The sequence below is a fragment of the Pseudomonas sp. OE 28.3 genome (genome assembly GCF_014268205.2).
Taxonomy (GTDB): Bacteria; Pseudomonadota; Gammaproteobacteria; order Pseudomonadales; family Pseudomonadaceae; genus Aquipseudomonas; species Aquipseudomonas edaphica.
The window spans coordinates 6422095-6445096 of the sequence record NZ_CP077082.1 but is presented as its reverse complement, the minus strand read 5'-3'; the positions used below and the strand labels follow the sequence as shown (position 1 = coordinate 6445096).

Here is a 23002-nt window from a genome sequence, read left to right as displayed (position 1 = left end):
GAAATGCTGATATGCCGCAGCGACAGCCGAGGTTCAAGTGCCGAATGTGTCGAATACGCTACTATTGCGCCGGTCATCTTTGAGCTTTTTTCCATGACTTGCGCCACGCAACCTACCCCAGACTCCAGCCGCCCCGAGGTTGCCTACGCGTGCTGCCTGGAAGCGCCCTCGTTGATCGGCCGGTTTTTGCAGCTCCCGCCGGAGGGCTTTGACGCCCGGCTGTCCGCCCAGGGCCTGCCGTACTTCTTCACGCCATTTGACCTGCTGACGACGGCTGAAGACGAGTTCGTGAACCGTGTGCGCGGCTGGCCCGGGTTTGGTCTTTGGAATGCGTGGCTGCGTATCGACAGCTGCTTTGTCGGCACCACGGTCAGCGAATATTCGCCATTGCCCCGCAACGTGCCACCCCAGGACCTCGCGCAGTGGCTGCAAGAAGAGTGCGCGCCGCAGCGCAAACTCACAGTCGTCAAAGATCTGCCCTGTGACTCGCCGCTGCTCAGCGATGCAGACAACCGCTACGCCCAAGCCTTGATCGAGGACTGTACCCGGCGCGGCTTTATCTGCCTCGAAGGCCAGGCGCTGGCCTATGTGCCGATCAACTTCAGCACCATCGACGAGTACCTGGCGCGTTTGTCCCACAGCCGTCGACGCAATATCCGACGCAAACTGCGCAGCCGCGAGGCGTTGCGGGTGGAAGTCCTGGACACTGGCGATGCGCGCTTCAACGATGAGGCGTGGCTTGCGCAGTTGTACAGCCTGTACAAGGCGGTGTACGACCAGAGCGAGATTCACTTTGACCTGCTGACCCCGGCGTTTTTCCGCAGCTTGTTGCAGGACGCCGCCAGCAACGGGCGGGTGTTCTGCTACTGGCACTGCGACGAACTGATCGGCTACAACCTGTGCTACGTAGAGGGCGACAAGCTGCTCGACAAGTACATCGGGCTCAACTACCCACAAGCGTTGGAATTCAACCTGTACTTCGTCAGCTGGTTTGTGAACCTGGAATACGCCGTGGCCAATGGGCTGAAATTTTATGTGGCGGGTTGGACCGACCCGCAGGTCAAGGCCAGCCTCGGCGCCGACTTTACCTTCACCCGTCATCTGGTCTGGATCCGCAACCCGCTGCTGCGCAAGCTCGGCAACCGTTTCCGTCATCACTTTGAAAGCGATGCACAGTGGCAGCAGGAGAAACCCGAATGAGCCAGGACCGCGCGCCGCTGATCCTCGATTTCGACAGTGCCGTGAGTGATATTCCCGGCGCGATCACCTTGCCCATGCAGGCCTGGCAGGAAAAAATCCGCTTCGGTTGCCGCTGGGCGCAGTTCAAGGAGCTGGAAACCGCCCTGCACGCGCAGATGCCCAGCGATTACGGCTGTGTGTTCACCGGCAGCGGCGATTATCACCACCTCAGCCAGCTGCTGTTGAACCGCCTGCCGACGCAGCAGAAATTCCAACTGATCATTTGCGACAACCACCCTGACAACATGCGCTACCCGTTCGGCATCCATTGTGGCTCATGGGTTTACTGGGCCAGCCGTTTGCCACAGGTCGAGCATGTGCATGTGTTGGGCATCGGTTCCCAGGATATCGGCCTGGGCCATGCCTGGGAGAATCACTGGTCGCCGCTGCTCAAGCGCAAGCTGACTTACTGGAACGTCAACGTCGACACGCGCTGGATGAACTGGATCGGCGCCGGGCGCAGCAACCGTGCGTTCGGCAACGCCGATGAGCTGATGCGTGCGTTCCTCGCGCAGTTCGACCGTTCACTGCCGGTTTACCTGTCCATCGACAAAGACGTGCTGAGCCCCGAAGTGGTCAACACCAATTGGGACCAGGGCGAGTTTCTGGAGCAGCATTTGAACGACCTGATCGACGCTTGCCAGGGCCGGATCATCGGAGCGGACATCACCGGCGATGTCTCGGCTTACCACTATGAGAGCAAGTTCAAACGCTGGTTGAGTGCCTCCGATGGCCAGGAAGAACTGCCGCCGGCGCAGGTGCAGATCTGGCAACAGCAGCAGAACGAGCTGAATGGCCGGCTGGTGGCGCGTATCAATCAGGGGTGGCGACAATAGCTTTTAGCTGGGCGAATACGCGTTCGAAGTGTTCGTCCGTCAGCCAATGGCTGTTGCTGATCGACAGTGTGCGGCTGGCAAATGCCTGGGCCTGGCTAATGTCGCCGCCCGGTTGCAGCAAAGGGGCGACGGCGGGGTAGTCCGGCAAGGTGTGGATAAACAGGCGCGTCACGCCCAGCCCGGCCGTCCACAATTTCGCCATGGCGGCATCACGCGCCTGTGCAGACGGCATCAGCACCATCAAAAACGGCCAGGTGCCTTGCTGCCCCAGCCGGTCCATGATCACCGCGACGCCGGGTAAGTCATTCAAGCGCGCCGCCCGGCGTAAGGCGCGGGTACGGCCTTGTTGCAAGTAGTCGGGCAAGCGCGCCAGTGCGGCGGCACCGACCTTTTGCCGATAACCGCCGAGGCGGTGCAGCGGGATATCGTTGACCGAAAAATCATCACCCACGGCGGCCACTTCATCACCCTGTGCCAGCGCCGTGCGCAACGCCTTGCCATACACGTAGTGCAAGCCGCGCGGTTGGTAAAGCAGCGCGTAACCCCAGAGTTCGGCACTGCGTTGCAGCTCCCAGCGCAGGCTCAAGGGCAGGTCCTGCGCGCACTGGCGGTGCAATGCCTGATGCAGCACCGGGTCGCGGCTGAACAGCACGCCGCCTTCGGCCGTGGTCAGGCCTTTGCCCAGCGCCAGGCTGAAAAACCCCACATCGCCTTTGAGCCCGACGCTGCGGCCATCGTCGAGGGCGCCGAGGGCTTGTGCGGCGTCTTCGATGACGGCGGCACCGACTGATTCGGCAATACGCTTGGCGGCGTCCACATCCGCCACGCGCCCGGCCAGGTGGGTGACCACCACGGCCAGGGTACTGTCGTCGCACAGCTGCTTGAGGTGTTGCTCGTCGAGGTCAATGCTGCCGGGCTGCAAATCACAGGGCACCACACGCAACGGCGGGCAGTAATGCGCGGCCAATGCCACCAGCGGGCAGGTGTACGCCGGCACAATCAGCCGGGTGCGGCCGGGCATGCGTTGCTGCAACACGCGCAGGGCGATGATCAGCGCGGCGGTGCCGGAGCAGGGCAGTGCAGGCCGTGGAATCGAAAACTGGCGGGCCAGCGACTGGGCGAGGTCGCCCGATAAACTGAGCAAATCCCGCCCGCGCAAGGGCAGGCCGGCGGTGGGCGGGATTTCTTTGTTCATGACACCAGAGGCTGCGAAGGTTCGGCCTCGACGGTTTTGCTCTCTTTGTCTTCACTGCGCGCCAGGCACAGGATGCCCGCGATGATCAGTGCGCCGCCGATGATTTTCGGCCAGGTCAGGGTGTCATCGAACAGCCAGACCGAGATCAGCGTCACGCTGATCAACTCCAGGTGCGAGGCCGCAAACGCCGGGCCTACCGGCGCGTATTTGAGCAAGGTCATCCAGGTAAAAAACGCGCCGATATAGCCGACAAAGGCGCCGTAGATCCACGGTGCGCCAAACACCCGGGCCAGCCACGCGACGTCCATGGTCAACGGTTCAGCATGCACTGAGGCAAACTTGAAACTGACCTGCGCCAAGGTGTCGAAAATGATCAGCGCGAGAAAACCCAGGATATAAAAACGTTTCATCATTCAAACCCTACGACGGTCACGCCACAGGCGATCAGCATGATGCCGATCAACCGCCATTTGCTCAGGCTTTCCTTGAACAGGAAACGCCCGGCAATCATGATCACCACGATGTTGATCGAACCCAGCATCACGCCGACCGACAACGGCACCAGCGTCAGGAACGCCAGCCACAACACGAATTCGAAGACATAGCAGATCACCCCCAGCCAGATCCACGGGCGCTTGAGCATGTGTTTCCAGTGGGCGAGGCCGTCATGCTCGGCGCTGGCCGAGGCGGCGGCTTTGAACGCCAGTTGGCCGGACGTATCGACGATAACGTTGAGCATCCAGAGGATGATGGTTAACTGGCTCATGGAGTCTCGCGTATGCTTGCAATGTCACTGGACGCTTACAATACAGGAGCCTGCCGGCCAGGTTATCGGAGTTTGCCGGTCAAACAGCCAGCGTTCAGTTTGACGCCTTGCTCCACTGGCAGTAGCAGCCCACCGCCAGGGTGTGGGTGGCATCGACTTCGCGCCCGGCCTCCAGGGCTTTGAGGATAGGCTCGATAAAGCTGTTGCTCGAATTGCACGTCAGCCCTTCGCTGTACGGCCCGAAGTACGCGAGTTTGCCGCTGCGATCCCAAATGCCTACGGCCGGAGTCGCCGGCACTTGGTCGGCGCCGAGCAGGGCATTGAGCGGTTTCATTTTGCGCAAATTGTCGGGCAGTTGGCCGTGGCTGCCGGCTTTTTGCAGGGCATAGAACTCGACGCCCTGGGGAGCGTATTGCTCGATCAGTTCGCCCAGGTGCTGCTGGTTGCCGACGTTGCAGGGGCAGGCCGGGTCCCAGAAGTGCACCAGGCGAATCGGGCCTGGGCCTGCCAGTTCGGCGGGCAGGCGCAGGGCATCACCGGAAAACACCGCGGTGTGTTCGCTGAATGCGCGCAAATAGCGGCCCTGGAACCAGTCATAAGCCGCCCACAGCACGCCGGCGCAGATGACCAACAGCAGGCCGGCAAACAAGGCGGAGCGGTAGGGTTGTCGCATTCGGAACTATCCTCGAAGGTCGCGTAGCTTGCCATGCTTGCCCTGACAGATGAATATCGCAGCTCGATATTCATCTTCACCGTCAGTCTGGAAGCCTTTATGCCTGTGAGTTTTGACCCCGATCATCTGCGCGAGAGCTTGCGGCCACTGGTGGATGCGCAACCGCTCAGCGCCGAGGCGCGGGTCTACCAGCGTTTCTATGGGCTGGACCTGGCGGCGCGCAAAGTACCCGTCGTGAGCCGTTTGGGCCGTTTTGAAGTGGATGGCTTCCAGGTGGTAGCGCAGGTGTGGTGGCCGTCTGCGCCGGTGGCGACAATGTTCATGTACCACGGCTTCTACGACCATATGGGCCTGTACCGGCATGTGGTGGACTGGGCGCTGGATCAAGGTTTTGTGGTGATCGCCTGCGACTTGCCGGGCCACGGTCTTTCCAGTGGCGAGCGCGCCAGCATTGACGATTTTGCGGTGTACCAGGACGTGGTGCAGGCGCTGTTTGCGCAGGCCCACAGCTTGCAACTGCCGCAACCGTGGCACCTGTTCGGGCAAAGCACCGGCGGCGCGGTGGTGGTGGACCATTTGCTCAACCACGGCGCCGACAGCCCGGCCCAGGGCAAGACCTTCCTGCTCTCGCCCCTGGTACGGCCGCGTGCATGGGGTTGGTCGCAGGTCAGCTATTACCTGCTGCGCCCGTTCGTCAACGGCATTGCGCGGCGGTTCAGCGAGAACACCCACGATCCTGAATTCAAACCCTTTCTGGAAGCCGACCCGTTGCAGCCGCGCCAACTGCCGACCGCGTGGGTGGGCGCGCTGGCGCGTTGGATCAAACGCATCGAAGCTGCGCCGCAAAGCCCACGGCGGCCGGTGATCGTGCAGGGAGAGGAAGATATGACGGTGGACTGGCAGCACAACTTGCAGGTGCTGCGGAGCAAGTTCGACCAGCCGCAGGTGCTGATGCTGCCGCGTGGTCGGCATCACTTGGCCAATGAGATTCCCGAGATTCGCGAAGAGTACTTCAAATTCCTGACGGATCATCTGAAGTAACACCGTTCAAATGTGGGCGCTGGCTTGCCTGCGATAGCGGTGTTAACTGACACGCCGCCATTGCAGGCAAGCCAGCTCCCACACAAGCCTGTTTCCACATTACTTATTGCGTCAGGCTGGAAGTGCTTTGACCTACTGCAAGTCCGGCGCGAATCGCGGCCAGCGCCGCCTTGTAATACGCCCGACCTTCAGGTGACTCCGCAAACGTGGCGAATTCTTCCAGTTCCGGGTCGGACAAATCTCGGTAGACGTACAGCAGCGTGTTGTTCAGGTCATTGCCGATCTGCTGCATCAGCCGCTCACGTTGGCCGTTCAACATGCCTTGCGCCTGACCGCCGCCCAACAGGCCGGGAATCATCTGGCTCAAACTGTCGGCTGCTACGCCGGCAATCGCCAGGCTGACTTCTGCGCCGGCTTCACGGGCCGGCAGCGCCTGGGCCAGGTGGCCGATGATCAGGCTGCGGGTGGCGTCGGCTTCGATGTGCGGCAGGCCCTTGGCATTTTTTGCCAACTGGTCGCGGCGCGTGGCCAGCAATTCAGCTGCAACGATTTTGCGACCCAACGGCGACTGGAAAAACGCCAGGGCAGGTTTCGGGTCCGCCAGGTTTTTGCGCAATTGCGCCTCGGCCCGCTGGTCCACGGCCTGGGCGGCGAAGCGTTTATTGCTGTTATCCACCAGCGCCTGGTACACCGCCGGCGGCAGGCTATTGCGATAGCGTTGCTGTGCGGCACTCAGGGCGTCATTAAAATGCGCACGTTGTTCGGCCCAGCCGGCGACCTTGTACAACTGGTCATGGCCGTCTGCCCAGGCGGGCAAAACGCAGAACATCAGCAAGGAAAAAAACAAACGACGCATAGGGACTCCTGTCAGTCGGCCACTATTGTCCGTGTCGGGCGTAGGATTTGTCGAGAAATCCTATCAGTCACCTGACTAAAGTGTGTTCAGACGCTCGGCGGCTCTGTCGGATTCATAGGCGTATGGATACTATGCGCGCCATGCAAATATCCCTCGATCATCCGCTGCTGCAACGCATTGTCGACGACCTGGCCGAAAAAGGTTGGTCGCAGCAGAACGGCTTCCTGCCCCAGGCTCTGACCCTGGAGTTGGCGGCTGAGTGCCGTAAACGTGCGGCTGAGGGTGAATTGGCCCCGGCGGCTGTAGGACGCGGCCCGGCGCAGGAGATACGCGAGGGTATTCGCGGCGACCATATCCAGTGGCTGGAGGAGGGCGACGCCGCTGTCTGCGAGAGCTACATGAGCGTGATGGACAGCCTGCGCCTGGCCATGAACCGCAGCCTGTTCCTGGGCCTGGAAGATTTCGAAAGCCACTTCGCGATGTACCCGCCAGGGGCGTTTTACCTCAAGCACCTGGACCGTTTTCGCGACGATGACCGGCGCATGGTCTCGGCAGTGGTCTATTTGAATGACGCCTGGTTACCTGAGCATGGCGGCCAGTTGCGCATGTACCTCAAGGGCGGCGTGGAATACGATGTGGTGCCCACCGGCGGTAGCCTGGTGGTGTTTCTGTCCGGGGAGGTGCCCCACGAAGTCCTGCCCGCCACGCGCGAACGCCTGTCCCTGACCGGCTGGTTTCGCCGACGCGGTAACGAGCCGTTTTAACCATGCAAAAGATTCTGATCAGCCGCTGCCTGCTCGGGCACAAGGTGCGCTACGACGGTGGCGCCAGCGGCCCCTTCGATCAATTGGCGGCCTGGCAGGCCGAAGGCCGGGTGGTTGCGATTTGCCCGGAAGTATCAGGCGGTTTGCCGACACCGCGTCCCTCCGCCGAGATCCCGGGCGGGCAGGGCATTGATGTGTGGGAAGGGCGTGCGCAAGTGCTGACGGCCGAGGGCGAAGACTTCAGCGCCGCCTTCCTCGACGGCGCCCGCCAGGCACTGGCGTTGGCGCAGCGGCATAACATCCGCATCGCGATTCTCAAGGCCAATAGCCCGTCCTGCGGCAATCTGCTGACCTATGACGGCACCTTCAGCGGCGTGAAGGTCAGCGGCGAGGGCGTGACGGCGGCGCTGCTCAAGCGCCATGGCGTGCGGGTGTTCAGTGAGCTGGAGTTGCCTGAGGCGGCAATTGCCCTGGCACAACTTTGAGGTTCAACCCAGATCAAATGTGGGAGCTGGCTCCCACACAAGCCAGCTCCCACATCGACGGTGTTTCACTCAGGTGCAAACCACTTCTGCGTCAGCGCCTTCAAGCGACCATCGGCCTTCACCCGCTGTAATGCATTGTCCAGGCTGCTTTTGAATGCCGGGTTGCCTTTTTGGAATGGAATGGCCAGCTCAGGTGTTTGCTTATAGGCCTCACTGAAATCGAACCGATCCTGCAGCGCGGCAGTCATAGCGATATGGTTGATGGCCACGTCGAACTTGCCGCTTTCCACACCCGGCAACAGGTCGGCGTCATCGACAGTGATGAACGAGGGGCGAACCTCCATTTCCTTGGCTAATTGTTCACCCAGCTCCACTTCAAAACCGGTTAGCTTGTCACCGTCCTTGAAGTTGTACGGCGGGGTGTTGGCCTCCAGGGCGATGCGCAGTTCGCCGCGATCAAACACGTCATCGATCAGTTCGGCGTGAGCCAGTGGGCTCAACAGGGGCAGTAAAAGTACAAGGCCAGGCACAAAGCGCATGGTCGCTCCTAAAGAATTTGTGCGTGCGAGGCGCCATTGAGCATCGCTTGCTATGGTGTTGAGTGCCTTGGACAGCAATTTGTCGCGAAGTTGTCATAACCCTACAGATTTCACCGTAAAACTGGAGAAGCGAATGAAAGCCCTTTTGTCCCGTGCAACCCTGGCCAGCCTCTTGCTGGGTGCTTCGATGTTGGCCACAGCCGCTGACGGTATCCCGCGCAGCGCACCACCGGAAGGCGCCAAAGTCTTTATCGTGTCGCCAAAAGACGGCGCCACCGTCGATAAAACCTTCACTGTGAAGTTCGGTATGGAAGGCCTGAAACTGGCGCCAGCGACCAGCCAGGACCCAGGCACCGGCCACCACCACCTGCTGATCGACCAGAAAGAACTGCCGGACGCCAGTGTGCCGATCCCGGCCACCGACACCGTGATCCACTACGGCAAGGCCCAGACCGAGACCGAGCTGACCCTCACCCCAGGCAAGCACACCTTGCAACTGGTAGCTGGCGACAAACTGCACATGCAGTTCAACCCGACTGTAGCCTCGAAAGTCATCACGGTTAACGTCAAGTAAGATTTGTTCAGACAAAAAAAGGGAGCCCGAAAGGCTCCCTTTTTTGTGCAGCGTTCAAAGCGTTAGAACAACACGCGGCTACGAATGGTGCCGTTGATGTGCTGCAGCTTCTCTTGCGCCAGGTCCGAGTACTCGGCGTCGACGTCGATCACCACGTAGCCAACCTTCTCGTTGGTCTGCAGGAACTGACCTGAGATGTTGATGCCGTTTTCTGCGAAGACCTTGTTGATCTCCATCATCACGCCAGGGATGTTCTGGTGGATGTGCAGCAGACGGTGCTTGCCAGGGTGAGCCGGCAGCGCCACTTCGGGGAAGTTGACCGAAGACACCGAGGTACCGTTGTCGCTGTACTTGACCAGCTTTTCCGACACTTCCAGGCCGATGTTGGCCTGAGCTTCAGCGGTGGAGCCGCCGATGTGCGGAGTCAGGATCACGTTGTCCAGGCCACGCAGCGGGCTTTCGAAGATGTCGTCGTTAGAGCGTGGCTCTACCGGGAACACGTCGATAGCGGCGCCGATCAGGTGCTTGTCCTTGATCGCGTCGGCCAGGGCGTCCAGCTTAACCACGGTGCCGCGTGCCGCGTTGATCAGGATGCCGCCCTTCTTGATGGCGCGGATTTCCTTCTCGCCGATCATCCACTGGGTTTCAGCGGTTTCCGGTACGTGCAGGGTGACGATGTCGGACATGCCCAGCAGCTCGGTCAGGCTCGCCACTTGGGTGGCGTTGCCCAATGGCAGCTTGGTCAGGGTGTCGTAGAAGAACACCTGCATCCCCAAGCCTTCGGCCAGCACCGACAACTGCGTGCCGATCGAGCCGTAACCGACGATACCCAGCTTTTTGCCACGGATTTCGAAGGAGTTGGCCGCGCTTTTGATCCAGCCGCCACGGTGGCAGGAAGCGTTTTTCTCAGGAATGCCGCGCAGCAGCAGGATCGCCTCGGCCAGCACCAGCTCAGCAACGGAACGGGTGTTGGAGTACGGTGCGTTAAACACCGCGATACCGCGCTCGCGCGCAGCGTTAAGGTCGACCTGGTTGGTGCCGATGCAGAAACAGCCGACAGCCACGAGTTTCTTGGCGTGGTCGAAGATCTCTTCGGTCAGCTGAGTGCGGGAGCGAATGCCGATAAAGTGCGCGTCGGCGATCTTTTCCTTTAACTGGGCTTCCGGCAGAGAACTGGTGATGTACTCAATGCTGGAGTACCCAGCGGCTTTCAGTACGTCGACAGCCGATGGGTGGACGCCTTCCAGAAGAAGGAACTTGATCTTGCTCTTATCGAGAGAAGTCTTGCTCATCTGCGTAAACCTGTATCCCGGAGAAAAATGGCAGGGAATCGAGCAGTTAGTGCCTTGAATCAGTGCACAAGAGCTGACCCGGACGGCAGGAAAGCCGTCACCGCAGAACGCCCTTGGGCTCTGTCCTGCGGGGGCGGTATGCTAGCATACGTGCCCCGCTAAACACCCATTCCTGCGACGTGAAGCGTTCTCAGGATGACCATGAATTGTTCGAGAGTTCCGTCGATGACCCATCCTGCCCTGATTGATGAGCTGAAGACCCTGGTTGAGCCTGGCAAAGTGCTGACCGATGCAGACTCCCTGGAGGCTTACGGCAAGGATTGGACCAAGCACTTCGCCCCCGCGCCGACCGCTATCGTCTTTCCCAAGACCATCGAGCAGGTCCAAGCCATCGTCCGTTGGGCCAATGAACACAAGGTGGCGCTGGTGCCATCGGGTGGTCGTACCGGTTTGTCGGCCGCTGCGGTGGCGGCCAATGGCGAAGTGGTCGTCTCATTCGACTACATGAACCAGATTCTCGACGTGAACCTCACCGACCGCACCGCCGTGTGCCAGCCGGGTGTGGTCACCAAGCAATTGCAGAACGTCGCCGAAGAAAAAGGCCTGTACTACCCGGTGGACTTCGCTTCGTCGGGTTCGAGCCAGATCGGCGGCAACATCGGCACCAATGCCGGCGGGATCAAGGTGATTCGCTACGGCATGACCCGCAACTGGGTGGCCGGCATGAAAGTCGTCACCGGCAAGGGTGACGTGCTGGAACTGAACCGCGACCTGATCAAGAACGCCACCGGCTACGACATGCGCCAGCTGTTTATCGGTGCCGAAGGGACGTTGGGCTTTGTGGTCGAAGCCACCATGCGCCTGGACCGTGCGCCGAAAAATCTCACCGCGATGGTGCTCGGTACCACCGATTTCGATTCGATCATGCCGGTATTGCACGCGTTCCAGAGCAAGCTGGACCTGACCGCCTTCGAATTTTTCTCCGACAAAGCCCTGGCCAAGGTCATGGGCCGTGGCGATGTGCCAGCTCCCTTTGAAACCGAGTGCCCGTTCTACGCGCTGCTGGAATTCGAAGCCACCACCGAAGAAGTTGCCAACCACGCCCTGGAAACCTTCGAGCACTGCGTAGAGCAGGGCTGGGTGCTGGACGGCGTGATGAGCCAGAGCGAAACCCAGCTGCACAACCTGTGGAAACTGCGCGAGTACATCTCCGAGACCATTTCCCACTGGACGCCGTACAAGAACGACATTTCGGTAACTGTCTCCAAAGTGCCAGCGTTCTTGAAGGAAATTGATGCGATCGTCGGCGAACACTACCCGGACTTCGAAATCGTCTGGTTCGGCCATATCGGCGACGGCAACCTGCACCTGAACATCCTCAAGCCAGAAAACCTGAGCAAGGATGAGTTCTTCGCCAAGTGCGCCACCGTGAACAAGTGGGTGTTCGAGACCGTCCAGAAGTACAACGGCTCAATCTCTGCCGAACACGGCGTGGGCATGACCAAGCGCGATTACCTGACCTACAGCCGTTCCCCGGTTGAAATCGAATACATGAAAGCAGTGAAAGCGGTGTTCGACCCGAACGGGATCATGAACCCTGGCAAGATCTTCGCTGTTTAACCGCCCTGAAGGAGTCGTTTCATGAGCTACCAGCACAAGTATGTCGACGGCACCAACATCCACTTTCCCTTGGGCAAAGTGGTGTGCATCGGGCGTAACTACGCCGAACACGCCAAGGAACTGGACAACCCGGTGCCGACCGAGCCGTTGCTGTTCATCAAGCCGGGCAGTTGCGTGGTCGCGCTGGAAGGCGGTTTCGCCATTCCGACCGAGCGCGGTTCGGTGCACTACGAAGCGGAAATTGCGGTGTTGATCGGCAAACCGTTGTCGACCAAGCCCAGCCGTGAAGAAGTGCTGGATGCCATCTCCGGCTTCGCTCCGGCCCTGGATTTGACCCTGCGCGATAAGCAAGCCGAGCTGAAAGCCAAGGGCTTGCCGTGGGAAATCGCCAAGTCTTTTGACGGCGCCGCCGTGATTGCCCCCTTTGTGGTCAGCAGCACCTTTGCCGACGTGACCGACATCGGCATTCGCCTGACCATCAACGGCGAAGTGCGCCAGGACGGCAATAGCTCGCAGATGCTCAACCCGATCGTCCCGATGATCCAGCACATGGCCGGCTGCTTCTCGCTGCAGGCGGGTGATGTGATCCTCACCGGCACTCCAGCCGGTGTAGGCCCGTTGAATGTGGGCGATGAGCTGGTGCTGGAATTGGGTGGCGGTAGCCGTTTCGAAAGCGTCGTTCGCTAAAGGCTGCATGCAATCAACTGTGGGAGCTGGCTTGCCTGCGATAGCCTCGCCTCGGTCTAACTGAAAGACCGAGTCGTCTGCATCGCAGGCAAGCCAGCTCCCACACAAATCCCCACACTGGTTTACGCGCGCTTGGTTTTGCATTTTTTTCACACGCCATCCGGATAATCCCCAGCCTCCTGCGCGCGGGCCTGTTGATCCTGTGCTATCACCTAAAGCTGACTCTGCGGAAAAGCGCTCAATGGCCGTGTCCCTGCCTACCCTCACTTCCAAGCCCCGTTCACGTTTTGCCCTGCGCTGGTATTCCTGGCTGTTTCTGGTCGGGGCCATTGTGTATGGCGTTGCCTGGGCGATGCATTGGGACGACCGTGGGGTGCTGTGGATCGCTGAGCGGTTCGAAACCCCGGCCGAACGCCAGGCCAGCGTCTGGCTGCCGGATTACCACGCGGTGATCGATGGCAAATTGCTGCCCGGCATGGAAAAGGACGAGGCTTCGGACCTGTCCTACAACCCGCAGACCAAAACCCTGTTTTCCGTGATGGGCAAAAACCCTTTCCTGGTTGAGCTGAACCTGCAAGGCGATGTGTTGCGCAAGATGCCGCTCAACGGCTGGAACAACCCGGAAGGCGTGACAGTGATGGAAAACGGCCTGATGGCCATTGTCGACGAGCGCATGCACACCTTGAGCGTGGTGAACGTCGACGCCAGCACCCAGCAACTGAACTATGCCGACTTCAAGCACTATGACCTTGGCCCGTCCAAGGACCAGAACAAGGCATTTGAAGGTGTGACCTGGGACAAGCGCAACCAGCAGATCGTGCTCGGGGAAGAGCGCCCACCGGCGTTGTTCACCTGGAAAAGCGATGGCGCCACGCTGACCGGCGATAAGCAGAAGATCGCCAGCACCGAGCTGGACATGCGTAACCTCTCGGCCCTGGCCGTCGACCCGCGCACCGGGCATTTGCTGGTGCTGTCGGCCGATTCCCACCTGCTGCTGGAGCTGGACGCGCAGGGCGAGCAAGTCAGCTTCATGACCCTGCTCGGCGGCTTCAATGGCCTCAAACACACCATCCCGCGTGCCGAAGGCGTCACCATGGACGAAGCCGGCACCTTGTACATGGTCAGCGAACCCAACCTGTTCTATCGTTTCGAGAAGCAGAAATAGCCGACGATTACGTCGGATACTTCGCTATCAGCGGCATTCGCCAGACAGTCGACTGCGTTTAAGTTTAAATTCAGACGGGCGTGATACTTATTCGCCACTTTTTGACTTTGAGCTTGCCTGATGCGTCGACTCGCCCGCCCCAAACCCGCGTTTTTTATCCTGTTGCTGCTCGCCCTGGTGATTGCCGGGGCGGTCGCGCAGAACTTTCGCTTGTTCGAGCGGGCCTGGTTCAACCTTCAACACTGGCGCCATCCTGCCGATGAGCGCTCCATTGGCCTGAATGATTACCGGGTAAGCCTGGAAGCCAAGGTCATCGAAGGGCTCGACGATGATGTCTCGGCCCTCACTTACGACCCGATACGCAAAAGCCTGTTTACGGTGACTAACAAAAACGCCGAGCTGATTGAATTGTCGCTGGACGGCAGGATTTTGCGGCGTATCCCGTTGGTGGGCTTCGGTGATGCCGAGGCGGTGGAGTTCATCAGCGACAACATTTATGTAATCAGCGATGAAGCCCAGCAGCGGCTGATCAAGGTGCACGTGAATGACGACACCCAATTTCTCGACGCCGCCGATGCGGAGCAGATGACCTTGGGCGTACACCTTGGCGGCAATAAGGGTTTCGAAGGGCTGGCCTATGACTCGGTGGGCAAGCGCTTGTTCGTGGCCAAGGAGCGCGACCCGATGCTGATTTACGAGGTGCACGGGTTTCCCCATTTCAAGCCGGAAAAAACCTACTCGGTGCATGTGATCAACAACCCCAAGCGCGATGCCGGGCTGTTTGTGCGCGACCTGTCGAGCCTGCAATACGACGAGCGCAGCGGGCATTTGCTGGCGCTGTCGGATGAGTCGTTCCTGGTGTTGGAACTGGACATCGATGGTCGCCCGTTGAGCAGTCTTTCCCTGCTCAACGGGCGCCATGGCCTGAAAAAACGCGTGCCTCAGGCCGAAGGGATCGCCATGGATGACGAGGGCTCGCTGTACCTGGTCAGCGAGCCGAACCTGTTTTACGTGTTCAAAAAGCCCTGATCAAAACATCCATTGCACGCCCAGGGAGTAGCCGGTCTGGCTGCCCTCGGCGTGCCCAAGGCGGCTGTTGACCTCGGCGTACACACCCAACTGCGGGGTGATCGCCAACTGGCTGCCGATTTGCGCGCGGCCAAAGCTTTTGTCCACTGAACCCAGCTTGGCGGTGCGCGCCTGGCCATCGGCGCGGGCGGTCAATTGCAGGTCATCGAGACGGCCATCGGCCAGCTCCTTGACCCAGGCGATGTCGGCATATGGCAGCAGGCTCAAGCCATAGGGCAGGGCGACGGCACCGCGCACGCGCCAGCCGAGGCTGGCTTCCAGGGAGTCGAAAGACTGTTCTTCGTACTCCAGCGCGGTGCGCAGGTTCTGTTTCTCGTGGAACTTGTCGATACGCGAATGGCTGTAGTCCAGGCCGGCAAACGGCCCGCTTTTGATTGCGCCGAAGTCGAAGTCATAACCGCCGAGTACGCGTGCGCCTAGGGACAGTGCGTCGGTGTTGCCGCTCAGTTGTTGATTGAGCAGCACCGGGCCGCTATTGGCTTGGATCAGCAGGTTGCGCTTGGCCTCAAAACGCGTATGGCCAATGCTCAAATCGCCCGCCAGCCAGCTTGGGCCGCCATCGTTGAGCAAGGCATAGACCGCGGCCTGCCAGGTGTCGCTGTCGAGTTTTCCGCGCTGCTGCAGCTTGTCACGACCATTGAGGTAGCTGAGGCTGGCGCCGATATTCAGGCTGGAGGTGAGCTGATAGTCGCCCAAGGCGTGTACGCCCAGGCGTCGGGCATCGCGGTTGAGCGGGCTGTCGAAGCCGCTGTCCGGGGTGTATTCGCCGTCCATGCCGATTTCGCCATCGAAGCTTCCGACCTCGCGGCTGGCCGCTTGCAAGGTCAACCAACGGCGATCATGCAGGCGCACCATTGCCTGATGCTGGCGTTGCAGGTGGTCCTGCATGTTGCGCGCAACGGCGCCACCCGAAGCGGTCGAGGCCAGCAGGTCGGCGTTGGTCAGTTCCAACACCAGGCGGCTGAGCAGGCGCGAGTAATCGCGCAGGCGCTGGTCGATGCGTTCCTGGCCGAAGGCATTGGCCAGCACGGTTTTGTTGTCTTCTGCCGGGTCGTGCCAGGTGGAGCCGCCGGGGATTTTCGGGTTGTTGGTCTGGGTGTAGCCGTCCAGATCGCCCAGCTCCCAGTTGGTGGCTTCGATATACAGAATCGGGATCTTCAGCGGTTCGAACGGCTCGCCATCACTGCAGCAGCCGGTGCCCTTGGGGTATTGCGGGTCCAGGCCGGGGTTGGTGAACAACGGGATGTTCAATTCCCTGGCGATCTGGAAGGTGTGTTCGCGCAGCGATGCCAGCGCGGGGTTGGCGGTGCTGTTCTGGCCTGCGTGGGCGTACATCATGTCGCCGGTGATCAGGCTGTCGAGGTTGATCATCGCCAGCATATTCGCGCGTTGGCTGGCGCTGAGTGAATCGACAAAGGCTTTGGAGCCGCGCAGGCCTTCCTCTTCGGCGCCGAAGGCGACCACTTGCAGGCCGTTTTCCAGCTGCAAGCCGCCGAGGTTCTTCGCCACTTCGGTCAGCACGCTGGCGCCGGAGCCGTTATCGTCCAGGCCTTGCAAGGTCGGGCGGCCGAAGTAGGTGTCGAAGTGCGCGCCAATCACCACGTATTGCGGTTTAGTGCCCGCAGCATAGGCCACCACGTTTTGCGCAGCGCGAGTGCCGTTGTTCCAGGTGAAGTTCTGTCGACTGAGGCTGTAGGCCGAACCCATCTGGCTTTGCATCCAATCTGCCGCGCCGGCGAAATTGGCCGTGCCGCGATACCGGCCGGGGTAATCGTTGATCAGCTTTTCCAGGGTGGTATTGGCGTGCTGGCCGTAATCGTAGGCCTGGGTTTGCGCCGACAGCAGGCTGCCGACCACGCTGATCGCGAGGGCGAGGGGCTTTATCACAAGGTCTTCCTTGAGGTGATTGAAGTTTTTCAGCTCAGACCCTTTGCACAATGCGCGCCTCATTCCCTGGGCGAGCGCGAAGTGGCGCATTGTTAAACGCTTGGGTCGCCTGGCTGTCATTTGTAACGGATTTGATACCAATAACGGCGTGGGATGCCGTGACATGGCGCACGGTTTTGGGCGGGGGTGCTGCGAAAAGTAGCGGTTTTGTTACATGGATCTTCTAAACGATGAGGCCTCCTGTGGGAGCTGGCTTGTGTGGGAGCCGGGCTTGCCCGCGATGCAGACGCCTCGGTCTTTAAGTCAGACCGAGGTGATGCTATCGCAGGCAAGCCAGCTCCCACATAAAGCCAGGCCTTGAGTTTTAGGCCTTGAGGGTTTTAACGCCTTCAGAAGTACCCAGCAGCAACACATCCGCCGGGCGCGCCGCGAACAGGCCATTGGTCACCACGCCAACGATCGCATTGATCTGCGTCTCCAGCTCCACCGGGTTGGTGATCTGCATGTTGAACACATCAATGATGATATTGCCGTTGTCGGTCAACACGCCTTCGCGGTACACCGGGTCGCCGCCCAGTTTCACCAGCTCGCGGGCCACGTGGCTGCGGGCCATGGGGATGACTTCCACCGGCAGCGGGAAGGCGCCGAGCACCGGCACCAGCTTGCTGGCGTCGGCGATGCAGATAAAGGTCTTGGCCACGGCCGCAACGATCTTCTCGCGGGTCAGGGCTGCGCCGCCGCCTTTGATCAGGTTCAGGTGCTCGTCGCTTTCATCGGCGCCGTCGACGTAGAATTCCAGGTCGCTCACGGTGTTGAGCTCATACACTGGAATGCCATGGCCCTTGAGGCGCGCGGCGGTGGCTTCGGAGCTGGCTACGGCGCCGTCGAAGGCACCCTTGTGCTGGGCCAGTGCATCGATAAAGCAGTTGGCGGTGGAGCCGGTGCCGACACCGACGATGCTTTTGTCGTCGAGTTTAGGAAGGATTAAATCGACGGCGGCCTGGGCCACTGCCTGTTTGAGTTGATCCTGGGTCATGCGGGCTCCGGAACGGGCGGGGAATTATCGAGGGCGGCGAGTATAACCCAACAAAACCTCGGGATTCGTGTGGTCGCCCGGCTAAACGCTGGGTTAGACTCCTTGGCCCTGCCCAACCCGCCCAGTGATGCTTTCCGATGCTTGAACAGTACGTCAAAAAGATCCTCACCTCGCGCGTTTACGACGTTGCCGTAGAAACCCCCTTGCAGACCGCGCGCCAGCTCTCCGAGCGGCTGGGCAACAAGGTCTGGCTCAAGCGTGAAGACTTGCAGCCGGTGTTCTCGTTCAAGATTCGCGGTGCCTACAACAAGCTGACCCAACTGAGCGCCGAAGAACGCGCGCGCGGCGTGGTCACCGCTTCGGCGGGCAACCACGCCCAGGGCCTGGCCCTGGCGGCCAAGGTGCTGGGGGTGAAAGCCACCATCGTGATGCCCAAGACCACGCCGGAGATCAAGGTCGAAGGCGTGCGCTCGCGTGGCGGCAAAGTGGTGCTGCACGGTGATTCCTTTCCGGAAGCCCTGGCCTACTCGCTGAAACTGGTCGACGAAAAAGGCTACGTTTACATTCACCCTTACGATGATCCACACACCATTGCCGGGCAGGGCACCGTGGCGATGGAGATTCTGCGCCAGCACCCTGGGCCTTTGGACGCGATTTTTGTACCCGTGGGCGGCGGCGGGCTGATCGCCGGGATTGCGGCGTATGTGAAATACCTGCGCCCGGAAATCAAGATCATCGGCGTCGAGCCGGATGACTCCAACTGCCTGCAAGCCGCCATGGCCGCAGGCGAGCGCGTGGTGCTGCCAACGGTCGGCATCTTTGCTGATGGCGTGGCGGTGGCGCAGATCGGCCAGCACACCTTTGATATCTGCAAAGACTATGTAGACGAAGTGATCACCGTCAGCACCGACGAAATCTGCGCGGCCATCAAGGACATCTACGACGACACCCGCTCCATCACCGAGCCTGCGGGTGCGCTGGGCGTGGCGGGTATCAAGAAATACGTGGAGACCCGTGGCGTGACCGGGCAGACCCTGGTGGCCATCGACTCCGGCGCCAACGTCAACTTCGACCGCCTGCGCCATGTGGCCGAGCGCGCCGAGCTGGGTGAAGGCCGCGAAGCCATCATCGCCGTGACCATCCCCGAGCAACCGGGCAGCTTCAAGGCGTTCTGCGAGGCCGTGGGCAAGCGCCAGATCACCGAATTCAACTACCGCTACCACTCCGGCCGCGAGGCGCACATCTTCGTGGGTGTGCAGACTCACCCGGAAAACGACCCGCGCAGCGCGTTGATCGCCAGCCTCACAAGCCAGGGTTTCCCGGTGCTGGACCTGACCGAAAACGAGCTGGCCAAGTTGCACATTCGCCATATGGTGGGTGGCCATGCAGCCAAAGTCAGCGACGAGCTGGTGTTTCGCTTCGAGTTCCCCGAGCGTCCGGGCGCGTTGTTCAACTTTCTTAACAAATTAGGCGGGCGCTGGAACATCTCGATGTTCCACTATCGCAACCACGGCGCAGCCGACGGCCGTGTGGTCGCAGGCCTGCAAGTGCCGACAGACGAGCGCCACCTGGTGCCGGCCGCGTTGGCAGAAATCGGCTACCCGTATTGGGATGAAAGCGAAAACCCGGCTTACCAGCTGTTCCTCGGTTGAGCGACTACGCTGACTGGGCGGCCTTTTAAGGAATCAAGACCATGGAAACGCTGACCACCCTCAAGGTTATTCACATCACCGCCACCGTGTTGCTGTTGCTCAGCGGCCTCGGGCTGGCGGTACTGGCCTGGCGCAAACGCAGCGCCGGCCCGACGGTTACCGTGCAACGCCCCTGGGCGTTCGTGTGGTTGCTGATGGGGGTGTGCGTGGTGAGCATGCCGTTCACCGGCTGGTGGCTGGTGCATTTGCTCGGCTGGCCGCTGGGGCAAACCTGGATTTTGGGCTCCAGCATTCTCTACACCGTGGCGGCGCTGGCGTGGTTCTGGCTGGTGGCGCGGCTTAATCGCCTGCGATTGGGCGGTGGCGGCAACCTGAATTTCACCCTGGTGCTGGCGGTGGTCAGCCTGGTGGGGTTTGTAGCGATTGCCGGGTTGATGGGCGCCAAGCCGGTTTAACCGCATGAATATTCTGCTTGTCGGCGCCACCGGCTTTGTCGGTGGCCACTTGCTGCGTGCCCTGCAGCAGGCTGGGCACAGTGTGATCGCGACGTGTCGCAAGCCTCGAAGTCAGGGCTGGCCAGGGGTGCAATGGCAGGCGCTGGATTTGGGCCGGTTGGCTGCCGACCCAGGTTGCTGGGTGTTTCCTGAGTCGGTCGATTTAGTCATCAATGCGGCGGGGTTGTTGAGCGTGGATGCGGCCGAGCTGAGCCGCGTCCAGGATCAGGGCGCCCGCGCGCTGTTTGATCTGGCCGCCCATCACGGTGTGCGAGTGTTGCAGATCTCTGCCCTCGGCGCCTCAGCGCAATCGGATGTGCCATTTCTTGCCAGCAAAGGCGCTGCTGACGACTATCTGCTGAGCCTTGGCGTACCCGCCGTGGTGCTGCGGCCTTCGCTGGTGGTGGGCGAGGGGGGCGCCAGCAGTGCCTGGTTGGCGGGGCTGTCGCCCTGGCCGCTGATTCCATTGCTGGACCTCAACGCTCAACTGCAGCCGGTGCATATCGACGACCTGGTCGGCGCGGTGCTGGCCGTGTTGCGCCAGTGGCCTGCCGAATCATTGGTACTGCCGTTGGTGGGGCCAGCACCGATGCGGCTCGCTCAAGTCATTGATCACCTGCGCGTCGCTCAAGGCTGGCGCGCAGGCCGATACCTGCAAGCGCCATTGCTGGGGTTGGGCGGCTGGCTGGGTGATCGCCTGGGCTGGCGCGCCTTGAACTCACAAAGCATTGCCCTGGCTCAGCGGGATAACGTCGCCGACCCCGAGGTGCTGGCGTCGGTCTGCGGCTACACCGCCGCGCCGTTAGCCTCACGCCTGCAAGGCTGGCCCACGGCGGCCCAAAGCAGCCAGCGCACCATTCGCCCGCTGATGCTGGCGGTATTGGTGCTGATCTGGCTGGGGACGGCGGCGGTTTGCGTTGGGCCGGGTTACGCCTGGGGCCTGCGCATCATGGCCGAGGCCGGTGTGCAGGGCACTTGGGCGACAGTGGCCGTGATCGCCGGGGCGGTGTGTGATGGCCTGTTGGGCCTGGGGTTGCTGGTTGCGCGCTGGCGCAGGTCGGCGCTGATCCTGCAATTACTGTTGATGGGCGGCTATACCGTGATTATCAGCATAGTCCTGCCCCATTACTGGTTTGATCCTTACGCGGCGGTCGCCAAAAATCTGGTACTCATGGTGGCGACCCTTTGGCTCCTCTGGACTGAACCTTCTCTGGACTGAACCTTTTTCGACCGAGCCCCGCCGATGAACGCTTACCTGCTGTTGAAAACCCTGCATATCCTGTCCTCGACCATCCTGTTTGGCCTGGGTGCGGGCTCGGCGTATTACGCCTTGCGCGCCTGGCGCAGCGGCAAGGTGGAAGTGATCGCGGTCACCTTCAAACACTTGGTGTTCGCGGATTGGGCATTTACCACGACCACGGCGGTTTTTCAGCCGTTGAGTGGCATCGGCTTGATGTACTTGGCGGGCTGGTCGATGCAGCAGAGCTGGTTGCAGTGGACGTTCGCGTTGTATGTGCTGGCGGGTGTCTGCTGGCTGCCGGTGGTGTGGCTGCAGATTCGTGTGCACAAGATGGCGGAGCAGGCGCTGCGCGATGGCACGGCGATGCCGATCAAGGCCGCGACCTATATGCGCTGGTGGTTTGGCCTGGGCTGGCCGGCGTTTCTGGCGTTTCTGGTGATTTTCTATTTGATGGTGGCCAAGCCGGTTTAGGGCTTGGGACCGAGCCGGCTTCATCGCAGGCAAGCCAGCTCCCACATTTTGATCTGTGAATACATCTAAAGTGTGGGAGCTGGCTTGCCTGCGATAGCGTCATCAGCTACGCAGGGTAATCACCGGCCAGCCACGCTTCTCGGCTTCGGCACGCAAATTCGGGTCCGGGTCCACCGCCACCGCATGCGCTACCTGCTCCAGCAACGGCAAATCATTCATCGAATCGCTATAGAAGTAGCTGTCTTCCAGGCTGTACCCGGTTTCTTCCAGCCAACGATTCAAGCGCGTCACTTTGCCTTCACGGAAGCACGGGATATCCGTGCTGCGCCCGGTATATCGGCCGTTTTCCATCTCGCATTCAGTGGCGATCAAGGTTTCAACCCCCAGCAGCTCGGCGATCGGCGCGGTCACGAAGCGGTTGGTGGCGGTGATGATCACCAGCTTGTCGCCAGCGGCGCGGTGTTTGGCCAGCAGTTCCAGGGCGAGCGGCAGCATCAGTGGGGCGATGCAGTCGCGCATGAAGTCGCGGTGCCATTCGTCCAACTGGGCCATCTCGGTGCGGCCAAGGATTTCCAGGCTGAAGTTCAGGTAGGCGGCGTTATCCAGCTTGCCGGCCAGGTAATCCTGGTAAAACTCGTCGTTGCGGGCTTTGTAGGCCACCGGGTCAAGAATCCCACGCTCACAGAGGTAATCGCCCCACGCGTGATCGCTGTCACCGCCGAGAAGCGTGTTGTCCAAGTCGAATAAAGCCAGGCGCATTGCAGTTACTCGCTGAAAAGTCTGTAAAAAGGCGTCCAGAATACGGTCTTTTCACAAGAGTGCACATAAGGTAAGAAGCCTCGTTGCCGCTGGAACAACCTTTGTGGAACAATGCGGCGACATGCGTTTGCGAGGTTGTTGCCGTGATCGACCCCGATGGTTTCCGTCCTAATGTCGGGATTATTCTTACGAATGATGCCGGACAGGTGCTATGGGCTCGCCGAATCAACCAAGATGCCTGGCAGTTTCCTCAAGGCGGAATCAACCCCGACGAGACCCCTGAAGACGCCTTGTACCGTGAGTTGAATGAAGAAGTCGGCCTTGAGCGCGAAGATGTGCAAATTCTGGCCTGTACCCGTGGCTGGTTGCGCTATCGTTTGCCGCAACGCCTGGTGCGTACCCACAGCCAACCGCTGTGCATCGGCCAGAAGCAGAAATGGTTTCTTTTGCGCCTGATCTCCAACGAGCAGCGGGTGCGAATGGATTTGACCGGTAAACCGGAGTTCGATGGCTGGCGCTGGGTCAGCTATTGGTACCCGTTGGGCCAGGTGGTGACATTCAAGCGCGAGGTTTATCGTCGCGCTCTCAAAGAGCTTGCCCCGCGCCTTTTAGCGCGCGACTGACGACGGAGTTCGACCCCGA

The 23002-nt window shown here is 60.6% G+C and carries 25 protein-coding genes; 15 read left to right on the top strand and 10 right to left on the bottom strand.

Annotation, left to right across the window (positions count from 1 at the left end):
- The first annotated feature begins 93 nt into the window (after positions 1-93).
- Positions 94-1200 (top strand): GNAT family N-acetyltransferase, encoded by a 1107-nt coding sequence (locus tag HU759_RS29140; RefSeq protein WP_170036772.1) that lies wholly within the window; start codon positions 94-96, stop codon positions 1198-1200.
- The gene (locus HU759_RS29135; protein ID WP_017139522.1) at positions 1197-2075 is read left to right on the top strand and encodes a hypothetical protein; all 879 of its coding nucleotides are present in this window, start codon (positions 1197-1199) and stop codon (positions 2073-2075) included. The genes HU759_RS29140 and HU759_RS29135 overlap by 4 nt, the downstream gene beginning before the upstream one ends.
- Here HU759_RS29135 and HU759_RS29130 read toward each other — a convergent pair.
- The 4 genes from HU759_RS29130 to HU759_RS29115 all read right to left on the bottom strand — a co-directional run bounded on the left by HU759_RS29130 (position 2053) and on the right by HU759_RS29115 (position 4709).
- The gene (locus tag HU759_RS29130; protein WP_170036774.1) at positions 2053-3270 is read right to left on the bottom strand and encodes a DegT/DnrJ/EryC1/StrS family aminotransferase; all 1218 of its coding nucleotides are present in this window, start codon (positions 3268-3270) and stop codon (positions 2053-2055) included. The two genes, HU759_RS29135 and HU759_RS29130, sit on opposite strands and share 23 nt — an antisense overlap.
- Positions 3267-3680, bottom strand: a complete 414-nt coding sequence (locus tag HU759_RS29125; RefSeq protein WP_017139520.1) for an EamA family transporter — start codon at positions 3678-3680, stop codon at positions 3267-3269. The genes HU759_RS29130 and HU759_RS29125 overlap by 4 nt, the downstream gene beginning before the upstream one ends.
- Complete coding sequence (locus HU759_RS29120) at positions 3680-4036, bottom strand: EamA family transporter (RefSeq protein ID WP_026013873.1); 357 nt, start codon at positions 4034-4036, stop codon at positions 3680-3682. Before HU759_RS29120 ends, HU759_RS29125 begins: the two co-directional genes overlap by 1 nt.
- A gap of 94 nt (positions 4037-4130) precedes the next feature.
- Positions 4131-4709: a DUF6436 domain-containing protein gene (locus HU759_RS29115; protein ID WP_017139518.1), complete on the bottom strand. Its 579-nt coding sequence runs from the start codon at positions 4707-4709 to the stop codon at positions 4131-4133.
- 99 nt (positions 4710-4808) lie between these two features.
- Between HU759_RS29115 and HU759_RS29110 the strand changes: the two genes are divergently transcribed.
- Complete coding sequence (locus HU759_RS29110) at positions 4809-5750, top strand: alpha/beta hydrolase (RefSeq protein ID WP_170037056.1); 942 nt, start codon at positions 4809-4811, stop codon at positions 5748-5750.
- A 103-nt stretch (positions 5751-5853) separates the two neighbouring features.
- Here HU759_RS29110 and HU759_RS29105 read toward each other — a convergent pair whose 3' ends face one another.
- Positions 5854-6606, bottom strand: a complete 753-nt coding sequence (locus HU759_RS29105) for a DUF2059 domain-containing protein (RefSeq protein ID WP_138449639.1) — start codon at positions 6604-6606, stop codon at positions 5854-5856.
- A 131-nt stretch (positions 6607-6737) separates the two neighbouring features.
- Between HU759_RS29105 and HU759_RS29100 the strand changes: the two genes are divergently transcribed.
- Both HU759_RS29100 and HU759_RS29095 read left to right on the top strand, forming a co-directional pair.
- A complete protein-coding gene (locus tag HU759_RS29100) occupies positions 6738-7370 on the top strand; it encodes a 2OG-Fe(II) oxygenase (RefSeq protein WP_170037059.1) in 633 nt (210 codons plus the stop codon).
- Positions 7371-7372: 2 nt separating this feature from the next.
- A complete protein-coding gene (locus HU759_RS29095; RefSeq protein ID WP_017139514.1) occupies positions 7373-7855 on the top strand; it encodes a DUF523 domain-containing protein in 483 nt (160 codons plus the stop codon).
- 65 nt (positions 7856-7920) lie between these two features.
- Here the strand turns inward: HU759_RS29095 and HU759_RS29090 are convergent, their stop codons facing one another.
- Complete coding sequence (locus tag HU759_RS29090; RefSeq protein WP_017139513.1) at positions 7921-8394, bottom strand: transporter substrate-binding domain-containing protein; 474 nt, start codon at positions 8392-8394, stop codon at positions 7921-7923.
- 133 nt (positions 8395-8527) lie between these two features.
- Here HU759_RS29090 and HU759_RS29085 point away from each other — a divergent pair, with 133 nt between their 5' ends.
- Complete coding sequence (locus HU759_RS29085; RefSeq protein ID WP_017139512.1) at positions 8528-8968, top strand: DUF4399 domain-containing protein; 441 nt, start codon at positions 8528-8530, stop codon at positions 8966-8968.
- A 62-nt stretch (positions 8969-9030) separates the two neighbouring features.
- Here the strand turns inward: HU759_RS29085 and serA are convergent, their stop codons facing one another.
- Positions 9031-10260 (bottom strand): phosphoglycerate dehydrogenase, encoded by a 1230-nt coding sequence (serA, locus tag HU759_RS29080; protein ID WP_017139511.1) that lies wholly within the window; start codon positions 10258-10260, stop codon positions 9031-9033.
- A gap of 225 nt (positions 10261-10485) precedes the next feature.
- Between serA and HU759_RS29075 the strand changes: the two genes are divergently transcribed.
- From HU759_RS29075 to HU759_RS29060, 4 genes are all read left to right on the top strand, one after another.
- Positions 10486-11880: an FAD-binding oxidoreductase gene (locus tag HU759_RS29075; RefSeq protein ID WP_017139510.1), complete on the top strand. Its 1395-nt coding sequence runs from the start codon at positions 10486-10488 to the stop codon at positions 11878-11880.
- Between the two features lie 21 nt (positions 11881-11901).
- Positions 11902-12567, top strand: coding sequence for a fumarylacetoacetate hydrolase family protein (locus tag HU759_RS29070; protein ID WP_017139509.1), 666 nt, complete (start codon positions 11902-11904; stop codon positions 12565-12567).
- A 241-nt stretch (positions 12568-12808) separates the two neighbouring features.
- The gene (locus tag HU759_RS29065; protein WP_017139508.1) at positions 12809-13732 is read left to right on the top strand and encodes an SdiA-regulated domain-containing protein; all 924 of its coding nucleotides are present in this window, start codon (positions 12809-12811) and stop codon (positions 13730-13732) included.
- Positions 13733-13852: 120 nt separating this feature from the next.
- Positions 13853-14761, top strand: a complete 909-nt coding sequence (locus HU759_RS29060) for an SdiA-regulated domain-containing protein (RefSeq protein WP_017139507.1) — start codon at positions 13853-13855, stop codon at positions 14759-14761.
- On the opposite strand, the gene HU759_RS29055 is transcribed toward HU759_RS29060, so the two are convergent.
- Together HU759_RS29055 and rpiA are read right to left on the bottom strand one after the other, a co-directional pair.
- Complete coding sequence (locus tag HU759_RS29055) at positions 14762-16708, bottom strand: autotransporter domain-containing protein (protein WP_170036776.1); 1947 nt, start codon at positions 16706-16708, stop codon at positions 14762-14764.
- A 364-nt stretch (positions 16709-17072) separates the two neighbouring features.
- On the bottom strand, positions 17073-17744 hold the full coding sequence (gene rpiA / locus HU759_RS29050) for a ribose-5-phosphate isomerase RpiA (protein ID WP_005792336.1): 672 nt from the start codon (positions 17742-17744) through the stop codon (positions 17073-17075).
- 137 nt (positions 17745-17881) lie between these two features.
- Between rpiA and ilvA the strand changes: the two genes are divergently transcribed.
- The 4 genes from ilvA to HU759_RS29030 are packed head-to-tail and all read left to right on the top strand — an operon-like array spanning position 17882 to position 21601.
- Complete coding sequence (gene ilvA, locus HU759_RS29045; RefSeq protein WP_017139505.1) at positions 17882-19396, top strand: threonine ammonia-lyase, biosynthetic; 1515 nt, start codon at positions 17882-17884, stop codon at positions 19394-19396.
- A 41-nt stretch (positions 19397-19437) separates the two neighbouring features.
- On the top strand, positions 19438-19851 hold the full coding sequence (locus tag HU759_RS29040; protein WP_170036778.1) for a DUF2269 family protein: 414 nt from the start codon (positions 19438-19440) through the stop codon (positions 19849-19851).
- A 4-nt stretch (positions 19852-19855) separates the two neighbouring features.
- Entirely contained in the window at positions 19856-21109 is a 1254-nt protein-coding gene (locus HU759_RS29035; protein ID WP_170036780.1) for an SDR family oxidoreductase, read from the top strand.
- A gap of 24 nt (positions 21110-21133) precedes the next feature.
- Positions 21134-21601 carry a DUF2269 domain-containing protein gene (locus HU759_RS29030; RefSeq protein WP_017139502.1) on the top strand — a complete coding sequence of 156 codons (468 nt, stop codon included), beginning with the start codon at positions 21134-21136 and terminating at the stop codon, positions 21599-21601.
- Between the two features lie 102 nt (positions 21602-21703).
- On the opposite strand, the gene HU759_RS29025 is transcribed toward HU759_RS29030, so the two are convergent.
- Positions 21704-22360 carry an HAD family hydrolase gene (locus tag HU759_RS29025; RefSeq protein ID WP_017139501.1) on the bottom strand — a complete coding sequence of 219 codons (657 nt, stop codon included), beginning with the start codon at positions 22358-22360 and terminating at the stop codon, positions 21704-21706.
- 143 nt (positions 22361-22503) lie between these two features.
- Here HU759_RS29025 and HU759_RS29020 point away from each other — a divergent pair, with 143 nt between their 5' ends.
- Positions 22504-22983, top strand: a complete 480-nt coding sequence (locus HU759_RS29020; RefSeq protein WP_003176750.1) for an RNA pyrophosphohydrolase — start codon at positions 22504-22506, stop codon at positions 22981-22983.
- Positions 22984-23002: the final 19 nt, after the last annotated feature.

Excerpts from the sequence above, each read along its gene's own strand:
- HU759_RS29120 (WP_026013873.1), bottom strand. The coding sequence starts at position 4,036 with ATGAGCCAGTTAACCATCATCCTCTGGATGCTCAACGTTATCGTCGAT.
- HU759_RS29060 (WP_017139507.1), top strand. The coding sequence starts at position 13,853 with ATGCGTCGACTCGCCCGCCCCAAACCCGCGTTTTTTATCCTGTTGCTG.
- ilvA (WP_017139505.1), top strand. The coding sequence starts at position 17,882 with ATGCTTGAACAGTACGTCAAAAAGATCCTCACCTCGCGCGTTTACGAC.
- HU759_RS29070 (WP_017139509.1), top strand. The coding sequence starts at position 11,902 with ATGAGCTACCAGCACAAGTATGTCGACGGCACCAACATCCACTTTCCC.
- HU759_RS29125 (WP_017139520.1), bottom strand. The coding sequence starts at position 3,680 with ATGAAACGTTTTTATATCCTGGGTTTTCTCGCGCTGATCATTTTCGAC.
- HU759_RS29100 (WP_170037059.1), top strand. The coding sequence starts at position 6,738 with ATGCGCGCCATGCAAATATCCCTCGATCATCCGCTGCTGCAACGCATT.
- HU759_RS29095 (WP_017139514.1), top strand. The coding sequence starts at position 7,373 with ATGCAAAAGATTCTGATCAGCCGCTGCCTGCTCGGGCACAAGGTGCGC.
- HU759_RS29090 (WP_017139513.1), bottom strand. The coding sequence starts at position 8,394 with ATGCGCTTTGTGCCTGGCCTTGTACTTTTACTGCCCCTGTTGAGCCCA.
- HU759_RS29115 (WP_017139518.1), bottom strand. The coding sequence starts at position 4,709 with ATGCGACAACCCTACCGCTCCGCCTTGTTTGCCGGCCTGCTGTTGGTC.
- HU759_RS29140 (WP_170036772.1), top strand. The coding sequence starts at position 94 with ATGACTTGCGCCACGCAACCTACCCCAGACTCCAGCCGCCCCGAGGTT.
- HU759_RS29135 (WP_017139522.1), top strand. The coding sequence starts at position 1,197 with ATGAGCCAGGACCGCGCGCCGCTGATCCTCGATTTCGACAGTGCCGTG.
- rpiA (WP_005792336.1), bottom strand. The coding sequence starts at position 17,744 with ATGACCCAGGATCAACTCAAACAGGCAGTGGCCCAGGCCGCCGTCGAT.
- HU759_RS29085 (WP_017139512.1), top strand. The coding sequence starts at position 8,528 with ATGAAAGCCCTTTTGTCCCGTGCAACCCTGGCCAGCCTCTTGCTGGGT.
- HU759_RS29035 (WP_170036780.1), top strand. The coding sequence starts at position 19,856 with ATGAATATTCTGCTTGTCGGCGCCACCGGCTTTGTCGGTGGCCACTTG.
- serA (WP_017139511.1), bottom strand. The coding sequence starts at position 10,260 with ATGAGCAAGACTTCTCTCGATAAGAGCAAGATCAAGTTCCTTCTTCTG.
- HU759_RS29030 (WP_017139502.1), top strand. The coding sequence starts at position 21,134 with ATGAACGCTTACCTGCTGTTGAAAACCCTGCATATCCTGTCCTCGACC.
- HU759_RS29025 (WP_017139501.1), bottom strand. The coding sequence starts at position 22,360 with ATGCGCCTGGCTTTATTCGACTTGGACAACACGCTTCTCGGCGGTGAC.
- HU759_RS29075 (WP_017139510.1), top strand. The coding sequence starts at position 10,486 with ATGACCCATCCTGCCCTGATTGATGAGCTGAAGACCCTGGTTGAGCCT.
- HU759_RS29105 (WP_138449639.1), bottom strand. The coding sequence starts at position 6,606 with ATGCGTCGTTTGTTTTTTTCCTTGCTGATGTTCTGCGTTTTGCCCGCC.
- HU759_RS29130 (WP_170036774.1), bottom strand. The coding sequence starts at position 3,270 with ATGAACAAAGAAATCCCGCCCACCGCCGGCCTGCCCTTGCGCGGGCGG.
- HU759_RS29040 (WP_170036778.1), top strand. The coding sequence starts at position 19,438 with ATGGAAACGCTGACCACCCTCAAGGTTATTCACATCACCGCCACCGTG.
- HU759_RS29065 (WP_017139508.1), top strand. The coding sequence starts at position 12,809 with ATGGCCGTGTCCCTGCCTACCCTCACTTCCAAGCCCCGTTCACGTTTT.
- HU759_RS29110 (WP_170037056.1), top strand. The coding sequence starts at position 4,809 with ATGCCTGTGAGTTTTGACCCCGATCATCTGCGCGAGAGCTTGCGGCCA.